Consider the following 24,147-nt stretch of genomic DNA (forward strand, 5'->3'; position numbering starts at 1 on the left):
GCTGAAAGGTGCGCACCGTAGGGTGGGCACTCCGTGCCCACGCGGACGTTCGCACCATGTTAGCGCAATGGGAACCTGCGAAAGAAGCGCCGCGTTACCGCTTCACCGAGCGTCAACGCGGCTCAGGCTTCGCCATAAAGCGATCGCCAACACGGTGCCAGCGTCCGCGTGGGCACGGAGTGCCCACCCTACCACGGCAGTTCCGACGCCGCGGTGCGCTGCATTTTTCCAGCCTCGTTTAGAGTGAAGACATCACCACTTCACGAGATCCGAGCATGCAAGCAGTCCCCCTTGCCGCCACCACGCGCGGCTATGCAGAAACCGGCTATACCGTCGAAAACGTCCACGCCGGTTCGATCGCCGTCGTCGATACCAGCGGCCGCCTGCTGGCCTGGGCCGGCGATCCGCAGTACCCTACCTTCACCCGCTCAGCATTGAAACCCTTCCAGGCCCTGCCCTTCCTGCTGTCCGAAGGTCCAAGCAAGTTCGGCCTGCTCGAAGAAGAGTTGGCCCTGCTGTGCGCCAGCCATTCGGGCGAGGAAAAGCACCTGCACGGCGTGCGCTCCATCCTCGGCAAGATCGGACTCGACGCCGGCCATCTCGAATGCGGCTGCGGCGTGCCGCTCTACTACGAGTACAACAACATGCCGGTGCCGCAGGACCAGACCTGGACCCCGCTGCACCACAACTGCTCCGGAAAGCACAGCGGCTTCCTGGCCTGGTGCCGCCAGCACGACGTGTCGACCACCGGCTACGTCGCGCCCGACCACCCGCTGCAGCGCGCCGTGCGCGCCGCGCTGGCCGATGCGGTGCAGCTGCCGGAAAGCCAGCTGCCGCGCGGGATCGACGGCTGCTCGGCGCCCAACTACGCCCTGCCCCTGGCCAGCCTGGCGCACCTGTACGCGCGACTGGCCCAGGGCCCGCTTGATGCGCAGCTCGGCAACGCGCTCGGCCCCCTGTTCGACGCCATGACGCATCGTCCCGACATGGTCTCGGGCACCGAGCGCAGCGACCTGGTGTTGATGACGGCGGGCGGCGGCGACTGGGTCGCGAAGATCGGCGCCGACGCCGTGCAGGCGGTCGGCATCCGCTCGAAGGGCATCGGCATCGCAATCAAGATCGCCGACGGCAACAACCGCGGCCTGCACACGATCACCTACAACGTGCTGGATCAACTCGGCCTGCTCGACGACGAGAAGCGCACGGTGCTGGAGCGCTTCCGCCAGCCCTTGATCCGCAATGCGCGCGGGGCGGTGGCCGGGGATATTCGTCCGCTGTTCACGCTGCAGCACGCGTAATCTTTACGTAGGGTGGAGTCCCGACTCCACGCGTGCGGCAGGTGATCAGCCGCAGTCTTATTCATGGCCGAACGCGTGGAGTCAGGACTCCACCCTACGTTTGCAGCAGATCGCCGGTCACGTTAACTCACCAGCCGTCGAAGCATCGCCGCCAGCGGCTCCAGCACCTCCTTGTCCTGCCAGTAGCCGTTGTGCGACAGCGGATTCCAGCTCTTGAGCATCCAGCCCACCGCGCCCTGGCCGGCATTGATGGCGCGGTCCTCGACCAGCACGCGGTAGCCCTCGGACAGCGGCTGCAGCGGCCAGCCGAGGACGTCGTCGGGGTCGTACAGGTTCAGCCAGCGGAACATGGCCGTCGGCGGTGCGATCGGCTTGATGTGCATTTCCTTGTGCGCAGCCACGAAGATCGGGATATTGCAGCCGGTCGTTACCATCCCGGCGCAGGCGCCGCCCGCCAGGTACAGGCGTTCGCGCTCGCTGAGCAGGCGCCCCAGGGCCGGGCGCGACCAGGCGTCGATGTCGCGCCAGATGCCGGCCTCGACCCGCCCGCCGCCGAGCGCCTTCTGCGCATCGTAGATATAGCTCGACAGGACCTGGCAGCCGAGCGAATGGGCGAGGAAGACGACCGGCATGCCGGCATCGACCGGATTCGCCGCCGAGGCGGCCAGCAGCGCACGCGCGATCTGGCCCTGCGCCAGTTCGTAGACCGAGCCCGGGTCTTCCTTGCGGTTCTCCAGGCCGGCCGCATCGGCGAAACCGAACAGCATGAACTTGCGCAGCTGGTCGTAGTGGACCTTGCTGCCCGCATCCACGCGCGCCCAGACGGTCTGCTCGTTCTTTTGCAGGATGTCCTGGTAATACACCGAATAGAAGGCGGCGCGCTCGCGCAGGGCCGGACCGAGCCGGGTGCGCATCTCGCCGAACACGCCGGCCGCATAGTCGCGCGGCGTTTCGCCCATTCCGTGGACCGTGATCAGTGCGACCTGGGGCATGGCGGCCTCCTTCGAGATAGAGGGTAAGAAACGGCCTCATCAATGAAGCAGATTCCTAACTCCAGCTTACCACCAGCCGTAGCGCAACGGCAGCCCGCACGCCAGCGCAACAGGAAGCTTTACTCAATTAGTTGTAGGAACTATAATTTTCTTAAATATAACTGTATTTGCTCAATTGTATGTACACCCGACCGCGCCACTGGACAGGAACCACGTCCCGCCATGCTGAATGCATGAAGGCGTGCGCATGCCCGGGCGCCGCAGGGGGACAGCCATGACGCCGATCCTCTTTCCGCAGTACGCCGACGCGATCCGCGACCTCGACCTGGCGGCGATCGATTCGGCAGCGAGCCTGCCGGAACGCTTCCTGCTGGCGCGCGAGGGCAAGTTCAGCGTGCACTACATCCCCTTCGAATATGTGAACCCGGCGGCGCGCATCGTGGTCGTCGGCATCGCGCCCGGCTTTGCGCAGTGGAAGAACGCGATGCGCGAGGCCCAGCGCCGCATCAAGGCCGGCGCCGGCCAGGACGAGGTGCTGCGCGCGGCGCGCCTGGCGGGCGCCTTCAGCGGCGCGATCCGCCCCAACTTCATCGCCCTGCTCGACGCCATCGGCGTGCAGCGCTGGCTCGGCATCGAAGGCTGCGCCTCGCTGTTCGACGCGCATGCCCACCTGGTGCAGATCAGCGCCATCCTGCGCCACCCGGTGTTCGTGGACGGCCGCAACTACAGCGGCACGCCGGGCATGGCCAAGCTGCCTTTTCTCCGCGAGCAGGTGCTGCGCTATTTTGCCCAGGAGGCGGCCCGGCTGCCCGACGCGCTCTACATCCCGATGGGCGGCAGCGTGGCCGAAGGCCTGGACTGGCTGGCGCGCGAAGGCGTGATCCGGCGCGACCGCATCCTGCACGGCCTGCCCCATCCGTCCGGCGCGAACGCCGAGCGGGTCGCCTATTTCCTCGGCCGCAAGGAGCGCGCCACCCTGTCCTCGCGTACCAATGCGCGCCAGATCGACGCCTCGCGCGCGACGCTGCTGGCCCAAATGGCCTCCCTCACCGAGGGATAGGATCAGGCACGCGGCGCGCTCGCCGCATCCTGCAGGATGCGCACCAGCGCCCCCATGTCGACCGGTTTCACCAAATGGTGCGCAAAGCCGGCCTCGCGCGCCCGCGCGCGGTCCTGCTCGCCCCCGTAGCCGGTGGCCGCGATCAGCACCGCATCGTGCAGCCCGGGCTGCGCGCGCAGCAAGGCGCCGAGCTGGAAGCCGTCCATGTCCGGCAGGCCGATGTCGACCACCATTGCATCCGGCAGCTCGCGCGTGGCGCGTTCGAGCGCAGCTCGCGCCGTGTAGTCGACCGCCACCACGTGGCCCTGGACCCGCAGCAGCGTCGCCAGGCTGTCGGCCGCATCCTCGTTGTCGTCGACGACGATCACGCGCAAGGGGCGGAAGGCCGCCGCATCGGCGGGACGCGCGGCGCCGGCGGACGATGCGTCGCCCTCGCATTGCGGGCATGGCAGCTCGATCGTGAAGGTGCTGCCCAGCCCCACCCCCTCGCTCGCCGCGCGCGCTTCGCCTCCGTGCATCTCGACCAGCTTCTTCACCAGCGCCAGGCCGAGCCCGAGGCCGCCCTGCGAGCGCGCCAGCGTGCGCGCGCCCTGGCTGAAGGGCTCGAACACGGTCGGCAGCAGGTCGGCCGGCATGCCCGAGCCGTTGTCGCGCACCTCGATGCAGGCGCGGCCTGTCCCCACCGTGAGCGTGATGCGGATGGTGCCGGCCGGCGGCGTGTACTTCGCCGCGTTGTTCAGGATGTTGACGACCACCTGGATCAGGCGCGTGGCGTCGCCGCGCACCCGCACCGGGCCGCCGGGCAGGACCAGGTCGACCCGGTGCGACTTCTCGTCGATCAGCGGGCGCGCCTGGTCCAGCGCGCTGCGCACGACCTCGCACAGGTCGACCTCGTCCACCTGCAGCGTGACCAGGCCGCGCGTCACGCGCGAGACGTCGAGCAGGTCGTCGATCAGGCGGCTCATGTGCTTGACCTGGCGGCCGATGATGGCGCTGGCCTGGCGGATGCGCGGCTCGTCGCGGAACTGGATGTTGAGCAAGGCCGCCGAACTGCTGATCGGCGCCAGGGGATTACGCAGCTCGTGCGCCAGCATCGCCAGGAACTCGTCTTTCATGCGGCTCAGGCGCTCGGCCTCGACCCGCGCCGCGCGCTCGCTCTGCAGCAGCGCGTCGCGCTCGCGCGCCGACTTGCGCAGCGATTCCTCGACGCGCGCGCGGCGCACGGCCTCGCGCGTCTGGCGCGCCACGTCCTCGGCCAGGGCCAGTTCGGACGGGCTCCAGCGCCGCGGCGCGGCCGCGTGCAGGTAGAACACGGCCGCCAGGCGCCCGGCCTCGATGATCGGCACCACGATCATCGCGCGCGCGCCGATGTCCGCATACCCGGCCGCATAGGGCGCGGTCATGGGATCGACGCGTACGTCGTCCAGCCCCAGCGAACGCCCGGCGCACAAGGCCTGGCGCGCCTGCGCGCCGAAGTTGTCGAGCACGAGCGTCCGGCCGGCCAGGCTGGCGATGCTGCCGTCGGTCCAGTCGCGCTCGACGCTGACCGTCTGTCCTGCCCCATCGATCTCGCCGTAGCCGACCCGCCCCACGCCGAGGTGGCGGCCCACGAGCGCGCTGGCCGCTTCCATGATCTCCACCGGATCGAGCAGTTCGCGCAAGGTGGCGCCGAGCTCGCGCTGGAAGCCGTGCTGCCGGGCGGCGAGCGCGCGTTCGGTGGTATCGGTCAGCATGCACAGCACGCCGGCGACTTCCTCGCCTTCGCGCAGCGGCGAGATCGACAGTGTGATGTAGTGGCGTGCCGCATGGCCCGGCCAGGCGATGTCCAGCGGCAGGTCCTGGAGCAGCGCCGTCTCGCCGTCCAGTCCCGCCTCCAGCACCGGCATCAGGCCGGACCAGGAATCGGTGAAGGCCTGCTGCAAGGGCTGGCCGAAGGCGGCCGGATGGCGCTCGCCGAGCAACTCGACGAAGGCGTCGTTGTAGACCAGGCGCCGTTCAAGGCCCCAGGCCGCGAACATCGGGAAGCGCGAACCGAGCATCAGGGCGGCGACGGCGCGCAAGCCCTCCGGCCACGGCATGCCGCCGGCCAGCGGCACGGCGCGCAACAGCGCGCGCACGCCCTCGCTGTCGGCATCGAACGGAAGTGCGCGCATCGCTCGGTTCATGCGGGATGAATGCCCGGTCGGCCCTGTTGTAATCAGCCGATTATAGCCGCCGAACGCGCACCAAAACAGCGCGCCGCGGCCTTCCGTGACCGGGTCATGCAGGGCGAATGAAGCCTATGCGCGGCGGGTCGAAACAGCGGTGAATTGGCGACAAACCGGGTGCGCTCAGGCCTCGCTCGAAAACCGGAAGCGCGATTCGGTGGCGTAGGTCTCGCCGGGCCGAAGGATGGTATTCGGGAAGGACGGCTGGTTCGGCGAATCGGGAAAGTGCTGCGGCTCCAGGCAAAAGCCGCTGCGGTAAGGGTAGCTGCGGCCCTTGCCCGCGAGCGAACCGTCGAGGAAGTTCCCGCTGTAGAACTGCACGCCCGGCTCCTGGGTGAACAGTTCCAGCACCCGGCCCGAACGCGGCTCGCGCACCCGCGCCGCCAGGCGCAGCGCGCCCGGCGCTCCATTCAGGACGAAACAGTGGTCGTAGCCGCCGCCGTGCCGCAGCTGTTCGTCCTGCGCATCGATGCGCGCGCCGATCGGGTTTGGGGTGCGGAAGTCGAAAGGCGTGCCGGCGACCGGCATCAGCTGCCCGGTCGGAATCAGGTCCGCATCGATCGGGACGATATTGTCCGCATCGATCATCAACTCGTGGCCGAGGATGTCGCCGCCGGCGGCGAGGTTGAAGTAGCTGTGCTGGGTCAGGTTGACGGGCGTGGCGCGGTCGCTCACGGCCGAGAAGCGCACCACGATGGCGTTGTCCTCGCCGAGGCTGTAGCGCACGGTCGCATCCAGGGCGCCCGGATAGCCCTGCTCGCCATCGACGCTGCGGTAATCCAGCACCAGCTCATCCCCCTCGATGCGCGAGCGCCACAGCACGCGGTCGAAGCCCGGCACGCCGCCGTGCAGATGGTTCTTGCCGTTGTTGACCGGGAGCGTGTAGTCCTGGCCGTCGAGGCTGAAGCGGCCGGCGGCGATGCGGTTGCCGTAGCGGCCGATCAGGGCGCCGAAATACGGGCTGTCGCCGAGGTAGGGATCGAGCGTGTCGAAGCCGAGCGCGACGTCGGCGAACACGCCCTCGCGGTCGGGCACGTGGATCTCGGCGATGATGCCGCCCAGGTCGAGGATCCTGACGGTCATACCTGCCGCGTTGGTCAGCGTGAAGACGTGGACTTGCCGGCCGTCGGGCAGCCGGGCGAAGGGAGCTTGCTGGATGGGCGCTTGCACTGGGTCGGATCCTTGTCGTGGCCTGTCGTGATGCGATGCTAGCACGGGGGCCGGTGCCCGCCGCGCAGGCTTGCACGCACGAAAAAAAGGCCTGCTTGCGCAGGCCTTGTCACACTCGATCAGACGGCGTGGATCAGAACTCTTCCCAATCGGCTGCGCCTGCCGCCACCTTGACCGGCCGCTTCGCGGCGGCCGGGCGTGCCGGAGCCGCTGGACGCTGGGCCGGGCGTGGCAATGCAGGCCGCGCGACGGTGGCCGGTACCGCTGCCGCCTGGACTGCCGGCGCCGCCTGCGCCATGCCGCCTGCGACCTTGAAGACGCTGACGGCGCGCGCCAGGTTGGCGGCCTGCTCCTGCATCGAGGCCGACGCTGCCGCCGCTTCCTCGACCAGGGCTGCGTTCTGCTGGGTCACCTGGTCCATCTGGATGACGGCTTCGTTGATCTGCTCGATGCCGGACGTCTGCTCGGCGCTGGCGGCGGTAATCTCGCTCATGATGTCGGTGACGCGGCGCACGCTCTCGACGATTTCCTGCATCGTCGCGCCGGCTTCGCCAACCAGTTTGCTGCCCGCTTCCACCGCCTGGGTCGAGTCGCCGATCAGGCCCTTGATTTCCTTGGCCGCCGCGGCCGAACGCTGGGCCAGGTTGCGTACTTCCGAAGCCACGACTGCGAAGCCGCGCCCCTGTTCGCCGGCACGCGCCGCTTCCACCGCCGCGTTCAAGGCGAGGATGTTGGTCTGGAAGGCGATGCCGTCGATGACGCCGATGATGTCGGCGATCTTGCCGGCCGAGCTGTTGATGCGGTCCATGGTGCCGACCACGTCGCCGATCACGCGGCCGCCGCGCTCGGCCACTTGCGAGGCCGCGTCGGCCAGGACATTGGCCTGGCGCGCGTTGTCGGCGTTCTGCTTCACCGTCGAAGTCAGCTCTTCCATCGAGGATGCGGTTTCTTCCAGCGCGCCGGCCTGCTGCTCGGTGCGCGCCGACAGGTCGAGACTGCCGGCCGCCACTTCGCTCGATGCGGTGGCGATGGTCTCGGTGCCGCTGCGCACCGCCATGACCGTGTTCGCCAGGCTTTCGTTCATGGTCTTCAGCGCTTGCAGCAGCTGGCCGGTTTCGTCCGTGGTGGTGACCTCGATACGGCTGGTCAGGTCGCCGGCGGCGACGGTGTTCGCCACGTCGAGGGCGCGCGCCATCGGACGGGTGATCGAACGGGTGTTCCACCATGCGATCAGGCCGGCCAGTGCCAGCGAGACGACGGCCAGCACCGTCATCATGGTGCGCGTCGATTCAAACGTCGACTGGGCCTCGGCGGCGGTCTTGGCCGCGATCTCCTTTTGCAGCGCCAGCTGGTCGATGACCGCATGCTTCAAGTCGGCCAGAATTGGACGCAGCACGTCCTTCAGGTAGCGCCGCATTTCCGTTTCGTCGCCGCTATCGATGATCTTGAACAGTTCTTCCTGCGCCTTGACGTAGCGTTCATGCGCGGCCGACATGCGCTGGTGCAGCACGATCGCGTTCTGGTACACGAGGCCCTTGCCCAGCTTGTCCAGGTTGTCCCGCGCCTGACGGCGCGACGACGCGATTTCCTCGCGCTGCTTCTGGCGGTCCGCGGGATCGGTCGTCAGGATGATGTTGCGCATCGCGATGGCGGCGTCGTTCACCTCGGACAGCACCTCGGTGGTGGCGACGATGTTCGGAATGCGGGCGTTTGCCAGGTCTGCCGTGCCTTCATTGGTTCGGCCCAGCATGTTGATGCCGAAGATCTGGATGCCGACGAGCAGGACGCACAAGGCGCCGAAGCCGAGCGCGAGGCGCTGGGCGATTTTCAGGTTTGCGAGTGTCATGAAAAGTTGTTGAAAAAAAGTGAATCAGGCGGCCAGCGGCAGTGCGGTCGACACGTTCGACACCAGGCCCATCTCGGGCGCGGTCATCAGGCGCTCGATGTCGAGCAGGATCAGCATGCGTTCGCCGACCGTGCCCAGGCCATGCAGGCACTCGGCATCGATGCTGCCGCCCAGCGCAGGCGCCGGACGGACCTGTTCGGGCGCCAGCGTGACGACGTCGGACACGCCGTCCACGACCATGCCGATCACGTGCTGGCCGATGTTCAGGATGATGACGACGGTGAGGCCGTCGTAGCGCGCCGCGCCCAGGCCGAAGCGCAGGCGCATGTCGACGATCGGCACGATCTGGCCGCGCAGGTTGAGCACGCCCAGCAGGTAGGCCGGTGCGTTGGCGATGCGGGTCGGCGCTTCATAGCCGCGGATCTCCTGCACCGTCAGGATGCCGATGCCATATTCTTCCTTCCCCAGGCGGAAGGACAGTACTTCGATGTCGGTCCGTTTGCTGCTTGTTTCGACCACGTTTAACTCCAGAAATCATGAGAGGGCATACGGAGCCCGATATTGAATGAGGGAACTTTAAATTTCCCCTTGGAAACCATATTACGGCGTGCAGCCGGCAAACTCGATGGACGTTTGTTAACTCTGGTGAAAAATTTGTGAAATCACGCACCGGTTTGGCGCAAACGCGACAGAATTGCAGGTCCGTCAAGGCGCGCCGAAAAAGCGCGCCCAGCCTCCCTGCGGCGCCGATCTGCTACAGTCTGGATATCCTCCGTACATGCACGATGCGTAGCTTGCCGCGCGCATCCGAACCAGGAACCCATGCCAGCAGCCAGCCCACCGCCCGACGAACTCGAACGCCAGCAACTGCTCAGGTCACTCGACCTGCTCGACACCGAGGAAGAGGAAGTCTTCGACCGCGTCACCCGGCTCGTGAGCCGCCTGCTGAAGGTGCCGATCGCCCTGTTTTCGCTGGTCGACGAGAACCGCCAGTGGTTTAAGTCGCGCGTCGGCCTGGACGTCAGGGAAACGCCGCGCGAGCAGGCCTTCTGCGCCCACGCCATCCTGCAGGACCAGCCGCTGGTGGTTCCCGACGCCACCAGCGACGAGCGCTTCGCCGACAATCCGCTCGTCACCGGCGCGCCGAACATCCGCTTCTACGCCGGCGTGCCGATCCGCTCGAGCGGCGGCCTGCCGATCGGCACCCTGTGCGCGATCGACGACAAGGCGCGCGTGCTCACCGCCGACGAACTGTGCGTCATGATCGACCTGGCCGACATCGTGCAAAAAGAGGTGCAGTACCGCGAACGGCTGGCGGTGGCCGGGCGCCACGTGCTGCGTTCGCAGTCGGTCCTGAACGCGAGCGAGGCGCGTTTCCGCTCGATCTTCGACCTGGCCAGCGTCGGCATCGCGCTGGTCTCGCCGGTAGGCGGCTGGGTCAGCGTCAATCGCGAACTGTCGCGGATGCTCGGCTATGCGCCCGAGGAACTGCAGCGCCTGACCTTCCAGCAGATCACCCATCCCGAGGACCTCGATCTCGACCTCGACCTGCTGCAGAAGCTGCGCAGCGGCGAGCTGGAAAGCTATACCCTGGAGAAGCGCTACATCCGCAAGGACGGGACGACGGTCTGGGCCAACCTGGACGTCAGCGCCAAGCACAACGAGGACGGCGCGGTCGAATACTTCATTTCCGTGATCAAGGACATCAACGCGCAGAAGGAAGCGGAAGCGGCCCTCGGCGCGCTGCATGCCGACCTCGAGGCGCGCGTGGCCGCGCGTACCGAGGAACTGCGCGAGCGCGAGCTGGAACTGCGCAGCGTGATCGAGAACGCCAACGACGCCTACATCGGCCTGGACCAGGCCGGCGTGGTCACGGTCTGGAACCGCGCGGCCGAGCAGACCTTCGGCTACACGGCCCTTGAGGCGATCGGCGTCGCGCTCGACCGCCTGATCATCCCCGACACGCTGACCGGCGCCCACCGCGAAGGCATGTTGCGCTACGTGACGACCGGGGCATCGACCGTGCTGGGCAAGCGCATCGAGGTGCCGGCGGTGCGCAAGGACGGCTCGCCGCTGATGGTCGAACTGCGCATGAACGTCCTCGAACTGCATGGCCAGAAGATGTTCAGCGCCTTCCTGCACGACATCACCGAACGCAAGGAAGCCGAGGCGCGGCGCGAATACGAGAGCCGGCACGACATGCTGACCAACCTGCTGAACCGGCGCGCCCTGCTGGAGACGCTGCCCATCGCGCAGGCCCGCGCGGCGCGCAACGGCAAGAGCATGGCCCTGCTCTTCATCGACCTGGACGGCTTCAAGGCCGTCAACGACGACCACGGCCACGACGCCGGCGACGCGGTGCTGCGCGCGGTCGCAAGCCGCCTGCAGGACGTGGTCCGCAAGACCGACAGCGTGTTCCGGCTGGCCGGCGACGAGTTCACGGTGCTGCTCGAATCGATGAGCGACACCTTCGGCGACGCGCGCCAGGTAGCCAGCAAGATCGTCGCCGAGGTGGCCCGTCCGGTGAAGGTCGACGGCGCCAGCGCCAATGTCGGCGCCAGCATCGGCATGGCGGTTTTTACGCCGGACGGCAAGGCCAGCGCCGAAGACCTGATCAGGGAAGCGGACCGCCAGATGTATGCGGCCAAGCGCGCCGGCAAGGGGCAGGTGTATCCGCGTCCTTGATGGCGCCCATCTTCAGCGCTTGACGCTGCCGAAGGCGTCGCCCGCCTTCCAGGAAGGCATGGCCGGCGCATTCGCCACCGCATAGCCCAGGTTCAGCGTGAACTGGGCTTGCTGGGTCATGCCCGACAGGTCCCAGTTCGCGTGGTACTCGTCCGTCACCTGGTGATAGTCGCCCTTGAAGCCGACCATCGCGGCGCTCGCCTGCGCGTGGTCGTGCTCGAAGCTGAAGTGGCCGTCGCCCGAGAACACGGCCGAACCGACGTTGAAGGCCGGGACGCCCGCTTTCGCAAAATTGAAGTGGTCGGCGCGGAAGTAGGCGCCCGAGAGGTCGGGGATAGTCGGCGCCAGCTTCAGGCCCATCTTCTTCGCCACCTGGGCCGCGGTGCCGTACAGGCTGCTGCGCTCGGCGCCGGGCACGCCGATATCCTTCGTGCGGCCGACGAAGTTCAGGCTGTCGAGATTCAGGTCGGCGGCCGTCTTCGCCAGCGGCACCACCGGGTTGGCGACATAAGCGGCGCTGCCCAGCAGCCCCTGCTCTTCGGCCGCCGGCCACAGGAAGACCTGGGTGCGGCGCGCGGGTTTGCGCACCGCCTCGGCCGCCATCGCCAGCAGCGCGGCGCTGCCGGTGGCGTTGTCGACGGCGCCGTTGAAGATGCGGTCGCCCCCTGCGGGCAGGTTCTGGTCGATGCCGAAATGGTCCCAGTGCGCCGAGTAGACGACGGCCTGCTCCTTCAGTTTCGGATCCGTGCCCGGCACGATGCCGACCACGTTGTATTCCTCGACCTGGCGGATCGCCGATTTCAGCGTCACGCGGGCGCGCGTCTTGAGTTCGACCGGAGAGAAGTCGCGCCGCTCGGCGCGGGCACGCAACTGGTCGAGGTCGAAGCCGGCGCTTGAAAACAGGGTGCGCGCCATGTCCTCGTGCAGCCAGCCCTCGATGCGGTTGCCCTGGCCGGCCAGGTGGAAGCGCTCGTGCGAAAAACTGTTGGCCGGCACGCTCCAGGCGTAGGACGCCGAGGGCGTGGTGTGGATCAGCAGCGCGCCGGCCGCGCCGCGCCGTACGGCTTCCTCGAATTTATATAGCCAGCGGCCGTACCAGGTATAGGCCTTGCCGGCAAAGCGCTTCGGTTCCTCGCTGGTGGGCTGCGGGTCGTTGACCATCATGACGAGGATCTTGCCCTTGACGTCGACGCCCTTGTAGTCGTCCCATTTTTCTTCCGGCGCGCTGACGCCGTAGCCGACGAAGACCAGCGGCGCGTCGAAGGCGACATCCGTCTGTCCGCTGGCCGTGCCGAACACGATGCCTTCGCCGATCTTCGGCTCGAGGCGCTTGCCGCCGGCCTCGAAGCTGACCGTGCTGCCCGGCAGCAGGCGGCTGCCTTCGATCGCGACCTTCTGGCGGTAGCCGCCGCCCGGGATGGGCTGCAAACCAAGTGCCGCGGCTTGGGTTTCCAGGTAGCGCACCGTCAGCGCACCGCCGCGCTGGCCGGTGCCGCGCCCTTCGAGCAGGTCGTCGGCCAGGAAGGACAGGTGGGCGCGCAGGGCCGCTTCGGACACGGCGGGCGCTTCTTGCGCGAAGGCGTTGCAGGACAGGCTGAAGGCGGCGCAGGCGGCCGCGGTGCTCAAGGGGCAAAGGCGCATCGTATCGTCGTCGGTAGTGGATGGGGTGGCCACATGTTACCCCAGCGCGCCTGCCGCCGGCGATTACAGCGGCACGCGCTCCAGGGCGTTCTTGAGCGCCTGGAAGCAGCGCGGATCGAGCGCCGTGCCGACCGTCTTCTCCATCATCTCGAGCGCCTGCGGAACGGGAATCGCGCCCCGATACGGACGCTCGGCGGTAATGGCGTCGAAGATGTCGGCGGTGGTGATGATGCGCGTTTCGAGGTCGATCTGGTCGCCCGCCAGGCCGCGCGGATAACCGCCACCGTCGAGGCGCTCGTGGTGGGCGCCGGCGATGCGGCCCAGTTCCGCGAAGGCGCCGATGCGGCCCAGGATGATCTCGGTGAATTCCGCATGGCGGCGCACCGCGGCCCATTCTTCGCGGTCGAGCGCGCCCGCCTTGTCGAGCACGCTGTTGCTGACGCCGAGCTTGCCGACGTCGTGCAGCAGCGCGCCGCGCTTGAGCCAGCGGCGCCGCTCGGCCGGCAGCCCGAGGGCTTCGGCGATCATGTCCGTGTACAGGGCCACCCGGCTGCTGTGGCCGCTTGTGTAGGGACTCTTCGAGTCGACCACCTGGCCGAAGGCGGCGGCGATGTCGTCGAGGTAGTCGTCGTCGAGCGGGATCGTGTGTTCGGCCGGTTCCATCGCGAATACGGCCCGGTCGATGTCGGACGCGGCCAGCATTTGCCAGAACGCCTCGTTTTTCGCCGCGCGTTCGAAGGCGTCGACCAGGCGCGGATCGAACCAGCTGCCGGCGCGGGCACGTGCCTCCTTCAGGGCCGCCGCCGGGCCGCCCTCGGCATGGAAGACGTCGATCACCTGCGCCAGCAAGGCGATACGCGAATAGACGGGAATCGCCTCGCCTGCCAGCTGCGCCGGCTTGCCCTTGCCGTTGAAGTGTTCGTCGAGGCTGTAGATGCCGGCGGCGACGCGCTCGGGAAAGCGCAGCAGGCGCGCGATCTCGGCGCCGCGCGAGCAGCGGGTTACGATCATTTCCTGGGCGATCGCCGGGCCGTCGCGCAGGATCGTCATCACGCTGCGGAAGCGTTCGGCCAGGCCCGCCTTCAGGCCGGTATGCTTGAGCACGAAACCGAGCACCTGCGGCAGGCTGTCGCCCACCGTCTTGAAGTCGCGCTTGAAGTCGAGATCGTCGGTGAGATAGAGCTCGCAGATGCGGGCGGCATTGCTGCTGCAGCCGAGGTCTTTCAGCAGCAGCGTGTAATACAGTTCCCAGAGCTGCTCGGGACTCATGCCGGCATCGCGTCCGATATGCATACCGATCCAGCAGACGCGCACGCAATGTCCGGCCGGCTGGCCTTCGGTGATGTCGAGCGCGTAGCTCAGCGAGCCGATCAGCTCGGAAAGTTTCAGGTCGGTCGGCTGGATGGCGGCGGCGTGCGGGAATCGGTCCATGGTTTTGGAATTGCCGAGATGAAAGATTTGATTGTACTCAGCAATATCGACGCGTGCGCATGCAGGGCTTCTTAAGCACGCTTCGCCAGCCGATTTGTGCGTTTCTGTCGTCAGGCGGCCACGGAAGTCCCAATGCGAAGCGCCGCGCATGCGGTCGGGAGACCGGTTGCGCGGCGCGTTTTCGCACGGCCGGAAGGGAGAGTTTCCGCCGCATACTGCATGCGCCTGGCCGGACGCCGATCGGTCGCCGGCCAGGGTAGCGACGCAAGCTCAGCGATTGTCGTCGTTCTTGCGGCTTTGACGGCCGGCTTCGGCATGCTGTTCAGGAGAGCCGCCGCGGGTGTTGCCACCCTGGTTGCCGCCCTGGTTGCCGCCCTGGTTGCTACCTTGATTGCCGCCGCTTTGCTGGTTGCCGTCGTTCTTGTGGCTCATCGAGCCTGCACGGCGTGCTTCTTCCGAAGTGAATTCGTGGGCATTGCCCGAAGCATGCGCCGCACGGCCGCCTTCGCTGGCGATCTCGCGCTGACGCTGCGGATCCATCGATGCGAAACCGCGGTTGCTGGTATCGCCGCTCTGCCTGCTGCCCTGGTTACCCTGGTTTCCGCCTTGGTTACCGCCTTGATTGCCCTGCTTGCCGCCCTTGTTGCCGCCTTGATTGTTCGCTGCCATTGTTGCCTCCTGTTATCAAGAAAGTCCCTGCCTGTGGCTGGCTGGGACAGGGGACCATCCTAGTCAGCATGGCCCATTATGACCACCAAGGTCCGGCCGTCGCCGGGTAGGACCAGGCCTTATCGGCGTGTCGGCCCAGACTTCCAATCATGGCTCAACGCCTATTATTTTTATGTCATCGTGATCTTATTTACAGCGAACTCGACGTTATCTTTCAAGCGGAGCACCGACCCGGATCGGTGCTCCACGGGCTAAGAATCAACCCTGTTTGCGGCGACGTGCAGCCATCATGCCGGCCATGCACAGGGCCGGCAACATCAGCGCGAAGGTCGACGGTTCGGGCACCTCCGCGCTGATCACGAAGGTGTCGCCGGCAGCCAGGCCGCGCGTGTCGAGCAGCCAGTCGGCGCCGCCGGCGGCCAGCAGCGGATTACCGAAATGGAACTCGGCCCACTCGGGCGAGGCGAAGGCGATGCTGGCGTAATCGAGACCGCTGCTGACGCCGCCGAGCGCGCCGAAGGTCGGCGTCACGCTGCCGGCGGACAAGAAGGAAATGCCCTGCAAGTTGAAGTGAAAGCCGTTCAGGGCGGCGCCGCTCAGGTTGCGCACGATGGCGTTCAGGCTCAGCGGGCCAAGCAGGTCGGCTTCCTCGAGCTGGAAGCGCAGCATGGTCGGGCTCAGGTGTTCCAGATCGAGGTCGAAGGAGACGGCGCCGGGCGTGCTGAAGTCCGACACGGTGTTGGCGGACGAGCCGCTCGAGTTCAGCAGGAGCGCGGCCTGGGCCGAGCCGGAGAAGGTCAAGGCGGCGGCGAGCACCGCGGCGAATTTGGCGAGTTGCATATTGTTCCTTAATGTGCGTGGAGGCTTACAGCGGGCCCTTGGCCCAGGGGCCGGCGATGGCAAAGGTGATGCCGGGCGTCTGGATGTTCACGAACAGGTAGCGTCCGGTCGGATCGAAGCAGGCGCCGGCGAACTCGTTGCCGCGGTGATCCCCGGCCAGGCCGGCCTGCTTGCCTGCGCCCTGCAGTTGGGTCGCGCTCAGGACGACATTGTTCTTGGCGAAGATGTAGGCATCGCCCTCGTCCGTGATGCCCATCAGGCGCTGGCCGAAGCCGAAGGAGTCGGTGGCGGCGGTCGAAGCGTCCTCGCAGACCAGGATCGCGTTGCGCGGGCTGACCGTCAGGTTGTCGCCCATGTTGCCGACCAGCGGGCTCGGGCTCGAGTAGATGCAGGTGAGCGTTTGCGTGGCCAGGTCGAGTTCCCAGATCGCGCCGCGCTGGACGGCGCCGCCCGAGGTATCCATCACGAACATCTTGCCCTGCGCATACCAGATGCCCTCGCCGCGGTTCATGCGCAGCGCGCCCAGCTGCCAGCCCTGCACGAAAGGACCGGCCGCGTTCGTGATCGGCACGCCGGCCTGGCCGACGGCGTCGCCGCGGTTGGCATCGGGATCGGCGATTGTCACCCACTCCAGCGCGTAGCGTGCATTCAGGGGCGCCGTCGCCAGGTTCACGTTCGGCATGCCTTTCACCTTCGCCATCTGCAGCACGCCGCCTAAGGCCAGCGAACCGTGCGCGCCATTCTTGACGTCCGGCACGTAGCGATAAAAGCCCGACTTGCCCGAGCTGTCCTCGGTCTGGTACACATTGCCGGTAGCCGGATCGACGGCCGCCGCCTCGTGCGCGAAGCGGCCCATGCCGACGATCGGCAAGCCGGTAGTGCGCGCCGGATCGGCGTGTACTTCGAACACATAGCCGTGCTTCCTGCCGGAGGCGCTCACTGCATCCGAGCCGACCTCTTCGCAGCTGAGCCAGGTGCCCCAGGGCGTGATGCCGCCGGCACAGTTGGTCTGCGTGCCGCCCAGGCTCGGCGTCATACCGACCCAGTTCCCATCGCGGAAAATCAGGTTGGTCGTGCCGCCGCCGAACTTGCTCGACGAACCGGCCGTGTTGTTGCCGCTGTCGTAGACGCCGGGTGCGTTGATGAAGTTGCCGGCCGAAGTCGCGCCGATCTCGTGATTGCGCACCAGCACCAGTTCGCTGCTGCGGCCGACCTTGCGCGCCACGACGACACCCATGCCGTCGTGCCCGCCCGGGCAAGCCAGCCCATTGGCCATCGTATCGCCGCGCCAGCCGAAGCTTTTATAGGTAAAGCCCGGCGGCAGCTGCAGCAGCGGCAGGCCGGTCGTCAGGTCGGCGGTCGGGCGGATCGGCCCATAGGGGCTGTCGATCAGGGCGGTCGCGCCATTGGCGGCCCGGGTTTGCTGCGACTGCATCGCCATGAACGCGCCCACGAAGGGCAGCGCCGACGCCCCGGCGACGCCCTTGAGCAGATTGCGCCGCGATGGCGAGAGATTATCGTTGGTCATGCTGTGCATCTCCGAGTAATTGAAGCGAGCCGGGACTTCCGGCAAGGATGGTCGGGGTACGGCCCGGCTGCGCAGCGGGGATGCATGCATTACAACAAACAAAGATGTCCGTTCGATGACAGCAACATGACACGTGGGGATTTTTTACCGGCCCATCGGGCTGCCGGAACAGGGTGATGCGGGCGCACGCTTACAATGAGGCATTTATTGACGATAGGGATAACTTGGAAACGTCATCCACCCGCTTGCTTGCGTGCCGGACCTTCCTTGCTCTCTGCCTTGGGCTGGGATTGGCCAATGCGGCCGGCTGGGTGCTCGACATCCCCGTGCTGATTTCCCTGTTCGAACGGCTTCCCAAGATGGTGCCGTGGACGACCGCGCTGGTCCTGTCGAGCGCGGTCGGACTCTGGCTGCTGCTCGATGCACCAGCCTCGCGCCGGGCCGCAAGCATGCTCGGCGCGCTGGTCTGCGCCGCCGGGATCGTCATGCTGGCCTGCTACCTCGCCGGCGCCGCGCCGCCGCCCTTCCTGCTGTCGCGTCCGGGAGTCCAGACCGCGGTTACCCTGTCCTCGCCCTTGACGGCCGGCTTGTTCGCCTTGCTCGGCATGGCGCTGGCCTTGCTGGCGCGCGGCCACAACGTCAAGCTCGCCCAGTTGTCCGCCATGGTCGTGCTGCTCGTGTCGCTGCTCAACCTGGCCGGCTATTTTTTCCAGGACACGCGGCTGTATGCGCTGCTACCCGGCAAAGGGGTGTCGATCCCCACGACCCTGGCGGCGATCTCGCTTGCCTGCGTCACGCTGATGCTGCATCCGGCACAGGGCATCATGGTCGTCGTGGCGGCAGCGTCCTCCAGTGCCCGCATCGCGCGCTGGCTGCTGGTGTCGGCGCTGGCGGTCCCCGTCCTGCTCGTCGCCGTCGCCATGGCGGCCCTGAACAGCGGGCTGTACGACGCGGAGACCCTGCTTCCCTTGCTGGCCTGGGGCACCATCGTGCTGCTGGCGATCCTCATCTGGCGCTTTGCCTTCCAGCTCTACGACGTCGACCTGGCACGCAGCTCCGCCCAGCAAGAATTACAGATGGCCTTGCAAGACCTGCGCGCGGAGCGCGACCGCAAGGACATCTTCCTGGCCACCCTCGCCCACGAGCTGCGCAATCCGCTCGCGCCGATCCGCTCGGCGGCCGAGGTGCTGCGCTACCTGCGCGAGCCGGACAAGACGCAGACCGACAAGCTGAGCGGCACCATCCTGCGCCAGGTCGATCACATTGCGCACCTGATCGACGACGTGATGGACGTGGCGCGCATCGGACGCGGCCAGCTGGTGCTCGATGCGCGTCCGGTCGAGGTCCAGGCCGCGATCGTGGACGCCCATGAGCAGGTCCGCCCGACGATCGAACGCAAGCGCCACAACTGCCGCCTCGACCTCGCCGCCGAACCGGTGACGATCGTGGGCGACCACCAGCGCCTGGTGCAGATGATCGCCAACCTGCTCAACAATGCCGCCAAGTACACCCCGGAAGGCGGCGAACTCGACGTGCGCCTGCGGGCCGATGCGCGGCAGGTGGAGATCGCCGTGATGGACAACGGCGCAGGCATCGACGCTGGCCTCCTGCCAAAGGTCTTCGACACCTTCACCCAGGCCGAGGTGACGCCCGACCGGCGCGAAGGCGGCCTGGGATTAGGGCTGGCATTGGTCAGGCGGCTGACCGAGCTGCACGGAGGAACGGTCCGCGCGGAGAGTGCCGGCCCAGGTAAGGGCAGCACGTTTACGGTAGTACTGCCGCGCGCGGGAGCCGAAGGCAGCCAAGAGGCCGTACCCGATCCAGGCTAGCCGTCCGCAAGGGCGGCGGGATTATGCTTGAACTGCCGAGAATTGTTGCTATAATAGGCGGCTTCGCGAGAGCGGAGCATCAGGAGAGATGGATGAGTGGTTTAAGTCGCACGCCTGGAAAGCGTGTATAGGTTCATAGCCTATCGGGGGTTCGAATCCCCCTCTCTCCGCCAAGTTTAATACCCCTTCGTAAGTCCTTGATTTAAAAGAAATTTTCAGGATTCATGAAGCCCCATTTGGAGTAGCTATTTGGGGTAACGAATGGGGTAAGTCAACCATCCCAAAGCGACCGCCAAAGCTTCCCAGCACGGGGCAACGCCGCTGCCGCACCCTTAGACTTTCAAGCCCTGCCAAACCCGTCCAGAAGCGCGCCTAGGTAGTCAAATTTGACTGGTACTTGCGCTTGACTACCTAAGGCGGTTTCAGGGCTTCTTGGGGCTTCCTTTGCCTTCCTTTGGGCTACGGGGTCAGAATTCGTTCGGATCAGCCTTGGACCAACTGAAGTCCTCAGGGTCCACGTTGTGCATCTTCAGAAAGTGGTCCGTAAGGTTGCTATCGTATTTCCTGACGGCTTCCCAGAACAGTTCGGGCTTGCGTTTGAATTCCTTGCCAAACGTATCGCTGAGCTTCTGGGCGACCTTGGCAATCCGCTTGTCGCGCCATTCAAAATCAGGTTCAAAGTCTTCTTCTTCCTTGCCTTGGTATTTCCTAAGGGCTTGATGCCAAGTCAGTTCATCCAGGTCAAGACCCGGATCGGTTTCCTTCAGGGTCCGCATGACGTTCCGCATCTGGATAATCGTCGGCTTGGAAATCGTGGATGCGTCTACCAATTGGTTCAACGACAAGCCCGTGCTGATGACCAGCCGCCAAGCTGCGTTCGTCTTCTCCGACTTCGACATAGCCAGCTTGTCTTTGGAATTTCCCTTCAGGGCTTGTCCAATCGCTTCGTCCAGCGTTCCAGAGAACACCGTCACAGGGACAGGGTCAGCGTACCCGATGGCCTTGTATGCCTTGTAGCGGTGATGACCGTCAATCAATGCCCAGCCGTCGCCAATCCAGAATACCGTCAGCGGTTCCAAGGGCTTCTTCTTTGCCGCCTTGGTCGAATTCTTGATGACCTTGACCAGCGTTTGCACATGGTCGTCCGAAGCCCATTGGGCGTCTTCCCGATGCTGGAACACTTGGGGGATGATTTCGATGGATTCCAAGGGCAGGGAATTGGGGATTGCTGGCGGTGGCGAACCAGCTTTGATCCTGCCTTCGATGATGACTTTACTTCTTACTAAACTGTTGGTGTCCGTGGGATTCATTGGTGCCTTTGCTTTGTCTGTGAGCTTGTACAAGCGTCCGTTGCCATCATCCCTATAAAAAAAATTTACAGGAATGCAAGGAAACTAACGTCTTTCTTCTGTTTCGCTACGTCCGGCCTTGATTCATCGCTACGGGGCTTTGCTAACGCTTCGTGGCCCCTGTTGCGATCATCCAAGCCTTGACAGTAGGTTCGATACAGAAGTCTTGTACCAAGCGCCGCCACGCGGGGTTCTGATGCCCCGTTCGTTCAAAGCTTTAGTGATCGCACCAAGCGATGTAATCCCTTCAATTGCCAAACCTTGCAGTACAGGCCGCAAGTCTTCGGCATGTGCGTCTGCCTGACATTGGATGGCCCGCACCCCGGCTGTATTGCCCTTTCCAGCGCGTTTCAAGGCTGCTGCGCCGTTGGGGTTGCCCAGCACCGTCCCGCGCCGTTTAGCGGCTTCTAAGGCTTCCTTGGTACGCTTAGAAATGGCTTCCCGTTCCTGTTGGGCTACCAAGGCCATGATGCCTACGGTAAGTTCGTTCGCATCGGGCATATCGGCCGCAATGAACTTCACGCCAGAGTCCCTAAGGGTCAGCAGGAAGGCCGCATTGCGCGAAAGTCTGTCCAGCTTTGCAATGACCAATACTGACCCCGTAACCTTCGCCAGATGCAGGGCTTCTGCCAGCTTGGGCCTCGCGTTGTCTTTGCCGGATTCGACTTCCACGAATTCCCGCACGACGCTGGCATGCTTGGAGTCGGCATAGGCTTGGATCGCGCTACGCTGCGCATCGACACCAAGACCGCTACGGCCTTGTCGTGCTGTAGAAACGCGCAGGTAGCTAACAATTTTCATGGGGTTTCCTATGGGTATAATTTCAAGTAACGACCGTTAGTGGATTTTATACCTTTAGCATCGCAAACGCAACACGGGCGCAGCGGAATGCAATGTTGTGCTATTTCGGGTATTCGCAATTTTCGAAGTCTTCAACAACGCTATCTATGCAAATTAATAGCTTTACTCTAGAATTTGCTTTAAAGACAAGATGGCGGCGACCGGGGCGTTTGCAGCTATCTTAATTTATATGATCACTATCCGTATAAACGGTAGCAAGCTTGCTAACGAGACAGTTACCAGATAGTTGGAATGATGAAGGAAATCACTTGGCTAATACAGAGCCGTTGCCTGCACAAGACTGGCGATTTAAGACTGCGGACGAGCATAAGGCAGAGTTCAAATCTAATGAGGCTCGTTTTGACATATTGGTGCCATATGACGCTGATGAGCTTTCAATTGTCCTGAAAGGCCATCTACTAATTGAAGAACAATTACGATTAATTGTCCGGTCGCTATTAGCAAACCCGGAGTATTTTGATAAGGCTCGACTTAACTTTGCTACCCTGCTAAAGCTTGCGAGGGCAGTTGCAGGACATTTTAATCAAGGCGCTTGCTGGGCAGCTGCTGACAAATTAAATACTTTGCGTAACCATATGGCGCACCAAGTTGAGCCTATAGCAGCCCCTGCACTGTTAGAAAGATTCTATGCTGTTTGTGAAGCCGACGAACGTTGGTCTAACATTCACGCTCTACCACGAGGCAGGTTAAAGCTAAGGGCATACATATGCGCTACTTGGGTTGTTTTCGATGCTCTACGAGCGGTTGTTCAGGTCTGCGTGCGAACTTGCCCGAACCCTTTAAACAATAGGCCATCAGGTTATGATCTGCCTAAGGATGTTGAATGAGTCCTTTTTGTTTTTCTTCGCAGGACGGCATTAGCTTGTCTTTTCAGGAACGCAGTTGAAAGTTATCTTCTGAAATTGTTGTAGAGTTTTCCAGTAACGGGTCGCTTTCCATAAAACGATTCAGCCTATGCCAAGTACTTTCGGATCAAACCAATAGGATTGTCTCAACATTAGTACGGGTCTAAAGAAAAACCTACGTCATCCATAACGGCTAAGAAATCTGCGTTAGATCGTAAGTAATTTGAGGCAGGGTATGCCGTGAATTGCATAGCCATCACTACTAATCGTAACTGGGCAAATTCAGTAAAATTAATTAGTGTGCGCAAGAACTCGCGGCGAATACCTTTATCAAAACCTCGATCATCTGATAACCTTTCGCAAATCACCTGTACAGTGATATAAAATGAACGAAGAATTCCAAAAATTTGTTCGTTCACGTCTTCTTCTTCAAGATAAGCCGAGACCTTATCGTCTTCTTCGTTGGCTTCCCGCAACTCTTCAACTTTATTCTCTAGATGAATTACGGCAGCAGTCGCATACGTATTTTTATCGACGCCGCCGGTTGAGATTTTGAATGAGGAAAACATTTCCCGCTGCGAATTTATCATGCTAAAAAATAGCGTGGTTACTGCTTTTATCTGCTCATTTTTTTCGTTTTCTTTCAATTCTTTCCGAAGGTCATGGTTCGCATCGTTTTGAAGAGTTACGGACCTTATTAGCAATATTAAAGAAAGAAAACTCAAGACAGGGTTGACCGTACCGCCAACATAGTCACCGAACGTTCCCCATACTGCAGGGTCTTGCGCAAAGCCGAGATTGAGCCGGTATGCAAACCAAAACACGTACGAACCCACAGACAAAACGGCCAATATAATTGCTACAAGAACGTATCGGCTAATCATAAATTCCTTTCACAATATATTTCACAACTCTTCCGTCTTTCAGTTTTATTGGACTTACTGATAGTTTTACGAAATCCCATTTATCCTTTGGTACCCCGTTATTTTTATCTAGATTAATAGAGAATCGCTTTTTGGCTTCAAATTTCACATTAACATACTCTGTATTAAACCCAAACGCAACCGTCTCTAATTCATCTTTTAGCTGAAGTCGTCCATTGCCAGTTTTCGTGTTGAAACGGGTAATTCCAGCGACTATATCAATAACTTCCTTTGATTCGCCCGCCTCCAAGACCTTTGCAGTCTCTTGGTTGATAGCTACCAGTTGCAGCTGCCGATCGCGACTAAATCGGTACCTAAGCTTAACATCTTGATTAAATTTTATAGAAATGTCATGCATGTTTTCTAAGGCAGATTTCCTTAGCTGAGTAATTAAATCATCTGATTTCGCGCCCAACCTGTCTACAATTCCTTGGGCTTCTAAAGACAAATCTTCAACATGCTGATACATTGCTTCATTAAGGTAATAAGATACCAATTCAGCGTATGTGGTTTTCTTAATTTTCTGAAAGCGCGTTTCGAACTTCGGATCGCAAAGCTCTACTGAAAATGCAATTCCATAAGACCCCTTAAAACTGTGCTTAAGTAGAGTTCTTACCTTACCTTTATGAGTTTGTCTTTCAGGTACCCTTTCCGTCACTATTGTTTCCACAATGCAACGAACTGCATCTGACGCTCCGGTGAATGTGTTGAGACCAGCTTTCATATCAATTTCATTCTGATCCGTACTGACTACAGCATCAAAGCTTAAAGACATAACTTACCTTCTATTTTGGATTGTGTTGATTATTGTTATTTTCCCTATGGTAACATGCTTTGCTAGTTAAGAGCTTCGGAATTACCTTGCTGCTTCGTTTCCTAGGTCCTGACTGACGCATAGTGTCGTCCCTTTCAATTTTTAGTAACTTATCGTCGAAAAGGCCGTATAGATGCCTATAGTAGGTATGAGGCTCGC

Annotated in this window: 19 protein-coding genes and 1 tRNA gene; 6 read left to right on the forward strand and 14 right to left on the reverse strand. The window is 63.0% G+C overall.

The window, feature by feature from the left end; all coding sequences use genetic code 11:
* The first annotated feature begins 275 nt into the window (after positions 1-275).
* The gene (locus ACFPQ5_RS00620) at positions 276-1,298 is read left to right on the forward strand and encodes an asparaginase (RefSeq protein WP_379750873.1); all 1,023 of its coding nucleotides are present in this window, start codon (positions 276-278) and stop codon (positions 1,296-1,298) included.
* A 122-nt stretch (positions 1,299-1,420) separates the two neighbouring features.
* On the opposite strand, the gene ACFPQ5_RS00625 is transcribed toward ACFPQ5_RS00620, so the two are convergent.
* Positions 1,421-2,290, reverse strand: coding sequence for a hypothetical protein (locus tag ACFPQ5_RS00625; protein WP_379750875.1), 870 nt, complete (start codon positions 2,288-2,290; stop codon positions 1,421-1,423).
* Positions 2,291-2,564: 274 nt separating this feature from the next.
* On the opposite strand from ACFPQ5_RS00625, the gene ACFPQ5_RS00630 reads away from it, so the two are divergent.
* Entirely contained in the window at positions 2,565-3,350 is a 786-nt protein-coding gene (locus ACFPQ5_RS00630; protein ID WP_379750877.1) for a hypothetical protein, read from the forward strand.
* A gap of 2 nt (positions 3,351-3,352) precedes the next feature.
* Here the strand turns inward: ACFPQ5_RS00630 and ACFPQ5_RS00635 are convergent, their stop codons facing one another.
* The 4 genes from ACFPQ5_RS00635 to ACFPQ5_RS00650 all read right to left on the reverse strand — a co-directional run bounded on the left by ACFPQ5_RS00635 (position 3,353) and on the right by ACFPQ5_RS00650 (position 9,092).
* Positions 3,353-5,503 carry a hybrid sensor histidine kinase/response regulator gene (locus tag ACFPQ5_RS00635; RefSeq protein WP_379750879.1) on the reverse strand — a complete coding sequence of 717 codons (2,151 nt, stop codon included), beginning with the start codon at positions 5,501-5,503 and terminating at the stop codon, positions 3,353-3,355.
* Positions 5,504-5,680: 177 nt separating this feature from the next.
* The gene (locus ACFPQ5_RS00640) at positions 5,681-6,727 is read right to left on the reverse strand and encodes an aldose epimerase family protein (RefSeq protein WP_379750881.1); all 1,047 of its coding nucleotides are present in this window, start codon (positions 6,725-6,727) and stop codon (positions 5,681-5,683) included.
* Positions 6,728-6,860: 133 nt separating this feature from the next.
* Positions 6,861-8,573 (reverse strand): methyl-accepting chemotaxis protein, encoded by a 1,713-nt coding sequence (locus tag ACFPQ5_RS00645; RefSeq protein WP_379750883.1) that lies wholly within the window; start codon positions 8,571-8,573, stop codon positions 6,861-6,863.
* Positions 8,574-8,597: 24 nt separating this feature from the next.
* Positions 8,598-9,092 (reverse strand): chemotaxis protein CheW, encoded by a 495-nt coding sequence (locus tag ACFPQ5_RS00650; protein WP_379750885.1) that lies wholly within the window; start codon positions 9,090-9,092, stop codon positions 8,598-8,600.
* Positions 9,093-9,395: 303 nt separating this feature from the next.
* Between ACFPQ5_RS00650 and ACFPQ5_RS00655 the strand changes: the two genes are divergently transcribed.
* Complete coding sequence (locus tag ACFPQ5_RS00655; RefSeq protein WP_379750887.1) at positions 9,396-11,258, forward strand: PAS domain S-box protein; 1,863 nt, start codon at positions 9,396-9,398, stop codon at positions 11,256-11,258.
* A gap of 12 nt (positions 11,259-11,270) precedes the next feature.
* Here ACFPQ5_RS00655 and ACFPQ5_RS00660 read toward each other — a convergent pair whose 3' ends face one another.
* The 5 genes from ACFPQ5_RS00660 to ACFPQ5_RS00680 all read right to left on the reverse strand — a co-directional run bounded on the left by ACFPQ5_RS00660 (position 11,271) and on the right by ACFPQ5_RS00680 (position 17,367).
* The gene (locus tag ACFPQ5_RS00660) at positions 11,271-12,899 is read right to left on the reverse strand and encodes a M28 family peptidase (RefSeq protein ID WP_379751613.1); all 1,629 of its coding nucleotides are present in this window, start codon (positions 12,897-12,899) and stop codon (positions 11,271-11,273) included.
* Between the two features lie 63 nt (positions 12,900-12,962).
* Positions 12,963-14,330 (reverse strand): HD-GYP domain-containing protein, encoded by a 1,368-nt coding sequence (locus ACFPQ5_RS00665; RefSeq protein WP_379750889.1) that lies wholly within the window; start codon positions 14,328-14,330, stop codon positions 12,963-12,965.
* Positions 14,331-14,600: 270 nt separating this feature from the next.
* Complete coding sequence (locus ACFPQ5_RS00670; protein WP_379750891.1) at positions 14,601-14,999, reverse strand: KGG domain-containing protein; 399 nt, start codon at positions 14,997-14,999, stop codon at positions 14,601-14,603.
* Positions 15,000-15,257: 258 nt separating this feature from the next.
* Positions 15,258-15,839, reverse strand: coding sequence for a PEP-CTERM sorting domain-containing protein (locus tag ACFPQ5_RS00675; protein WP_379750893.1), 582 nt, complete (start codon positions 15,837-15,839; stop codon positions 15,258-15,260).
* Between the two features lie 25 nt (positions 15,840-15,864).
* On the reverse strand, positions 15,865-17,367 hold the full coding sequence (locus ACFPQ5_RS00680) for a PhoX family protein (protein WP_379750895.1): 1,503 nt from the start codon (positions 17,365-17,367) through the stop codon (positions 15,865-15,867).
* A 290-nt stretch (positions 17,368-17,657) separates the two neighbouring features.
* On the opposite strand from ACFPQ5_RS00680, the gene ACFPQ5_RS00685 reads away from it, so the two are divergent.
* Complete coding sequence (locus tag ACFPQ5_RS00685; protein WP_379750897.1) at positions 17,658-19,196, forward strand: sensor histidine kinase; 1,539 nt, start codon at positions 17,658-17,660, stop codon at positions 19,194-19,196.
* An 82-nt stretch (positions 19,197-19,278) separates the two neighbouring features.
* Positions 19,279-19,369, forward strand: a tRNA-Ser gene (locus ACFPQ5_RS00690).
* A gap of 294 nt (positions 19,370-19,663) precedes the next feature.
* Here ACFPQ5_RS00690 and ACFPQ5_RS00695 read toward each other — a convergent pair.
* Together ACFPQ5_RS00695 and ACFPQ5_RS00700 are read right to left on the reverse strand one after the other, a co-directional pair.
* Entirely contained in the window at positions 19,664-20,506 is an 843-nt protein-coding gene (locus ACFPQ5_RS00695) for a ParB N-terminal domain-containing protein (RefSeq protein WP_379750899.1), read from the reverse strand.
* 168 nt (positions 20,507-20,674) lie between these two features.
* Positions 20,675-21,346: a recombinase family protein gene (locus ACFPQ5_RS00700; RefSeq protein ID WP_379750901.1), complete on the reverse strand. Its 672-nt coding sequence runs from the start codon at positions 21,344-21,346 to the stop codon at positions 20,675-20,677.
* A 308-nt stretch (positions 21,347-21,654) separates the two neighbouring features.
* On the opposite strand from ACFPQ5_RS00700, the gene ACFPQ5_RS00705 reads away from it, so the two are divergent.
* Positions 21,655-22,233, forward strand: a complete 579-nt coding sequence (locus ACFPQ5_RS00705; RefSeq protein WP_379750903.1) for a hypothetical protein — start codon at positions 21,655-21,657, stop codon at positions 22,231-22,233.
* 170 nt (positions 22,234-22,403) lie between these two features.
* Here the strand turns inward: ACFPQ5_RS00705 and ACFPQ5_RS00710 are convergent, their stop codons facing one another.
* Together ACFPQ5_RS00710 and ACFPQ5_RS00715 are read right to left on the reverse strand one after the other, a co-directional pair.
* Positions 22,404-23,135, reverse strand: a complete 732-nt coding sequence (locus ACFPQ5_RS00710) for a hypothetical protein (protein ID WP_379750905.1) — start codon at positions 23,133-23,135, stop codon at positions 22,404-22,406.
* Positions 23,128-23,898, reverse strand: coding sequence for a hypothetical protein (locus ACFPQ5_RS00715; protein WP_379750908.1), 771 nt, complete (start codon positions 23,896-23,898; stop codon positions 23,128-23,130). Before ACFPQ5_RS00715 ends, ACFPQ5_RS00710 begins: the two co-directional genes overlap by 8 nt.
* Positions 23,899-24,147 lie beyond the last annotated feature (249 nt).

Origin of the sequence: Massilia suwonensis, from assembly GCF_042655665.1 — a bacterium.
Classification (GTDB): Bacteria; Pseudomonadota; Gammaproteobacteria; order Burkholderiales; family Burkholderiaceae_D; genus Telluria; species Telluria suwonensis.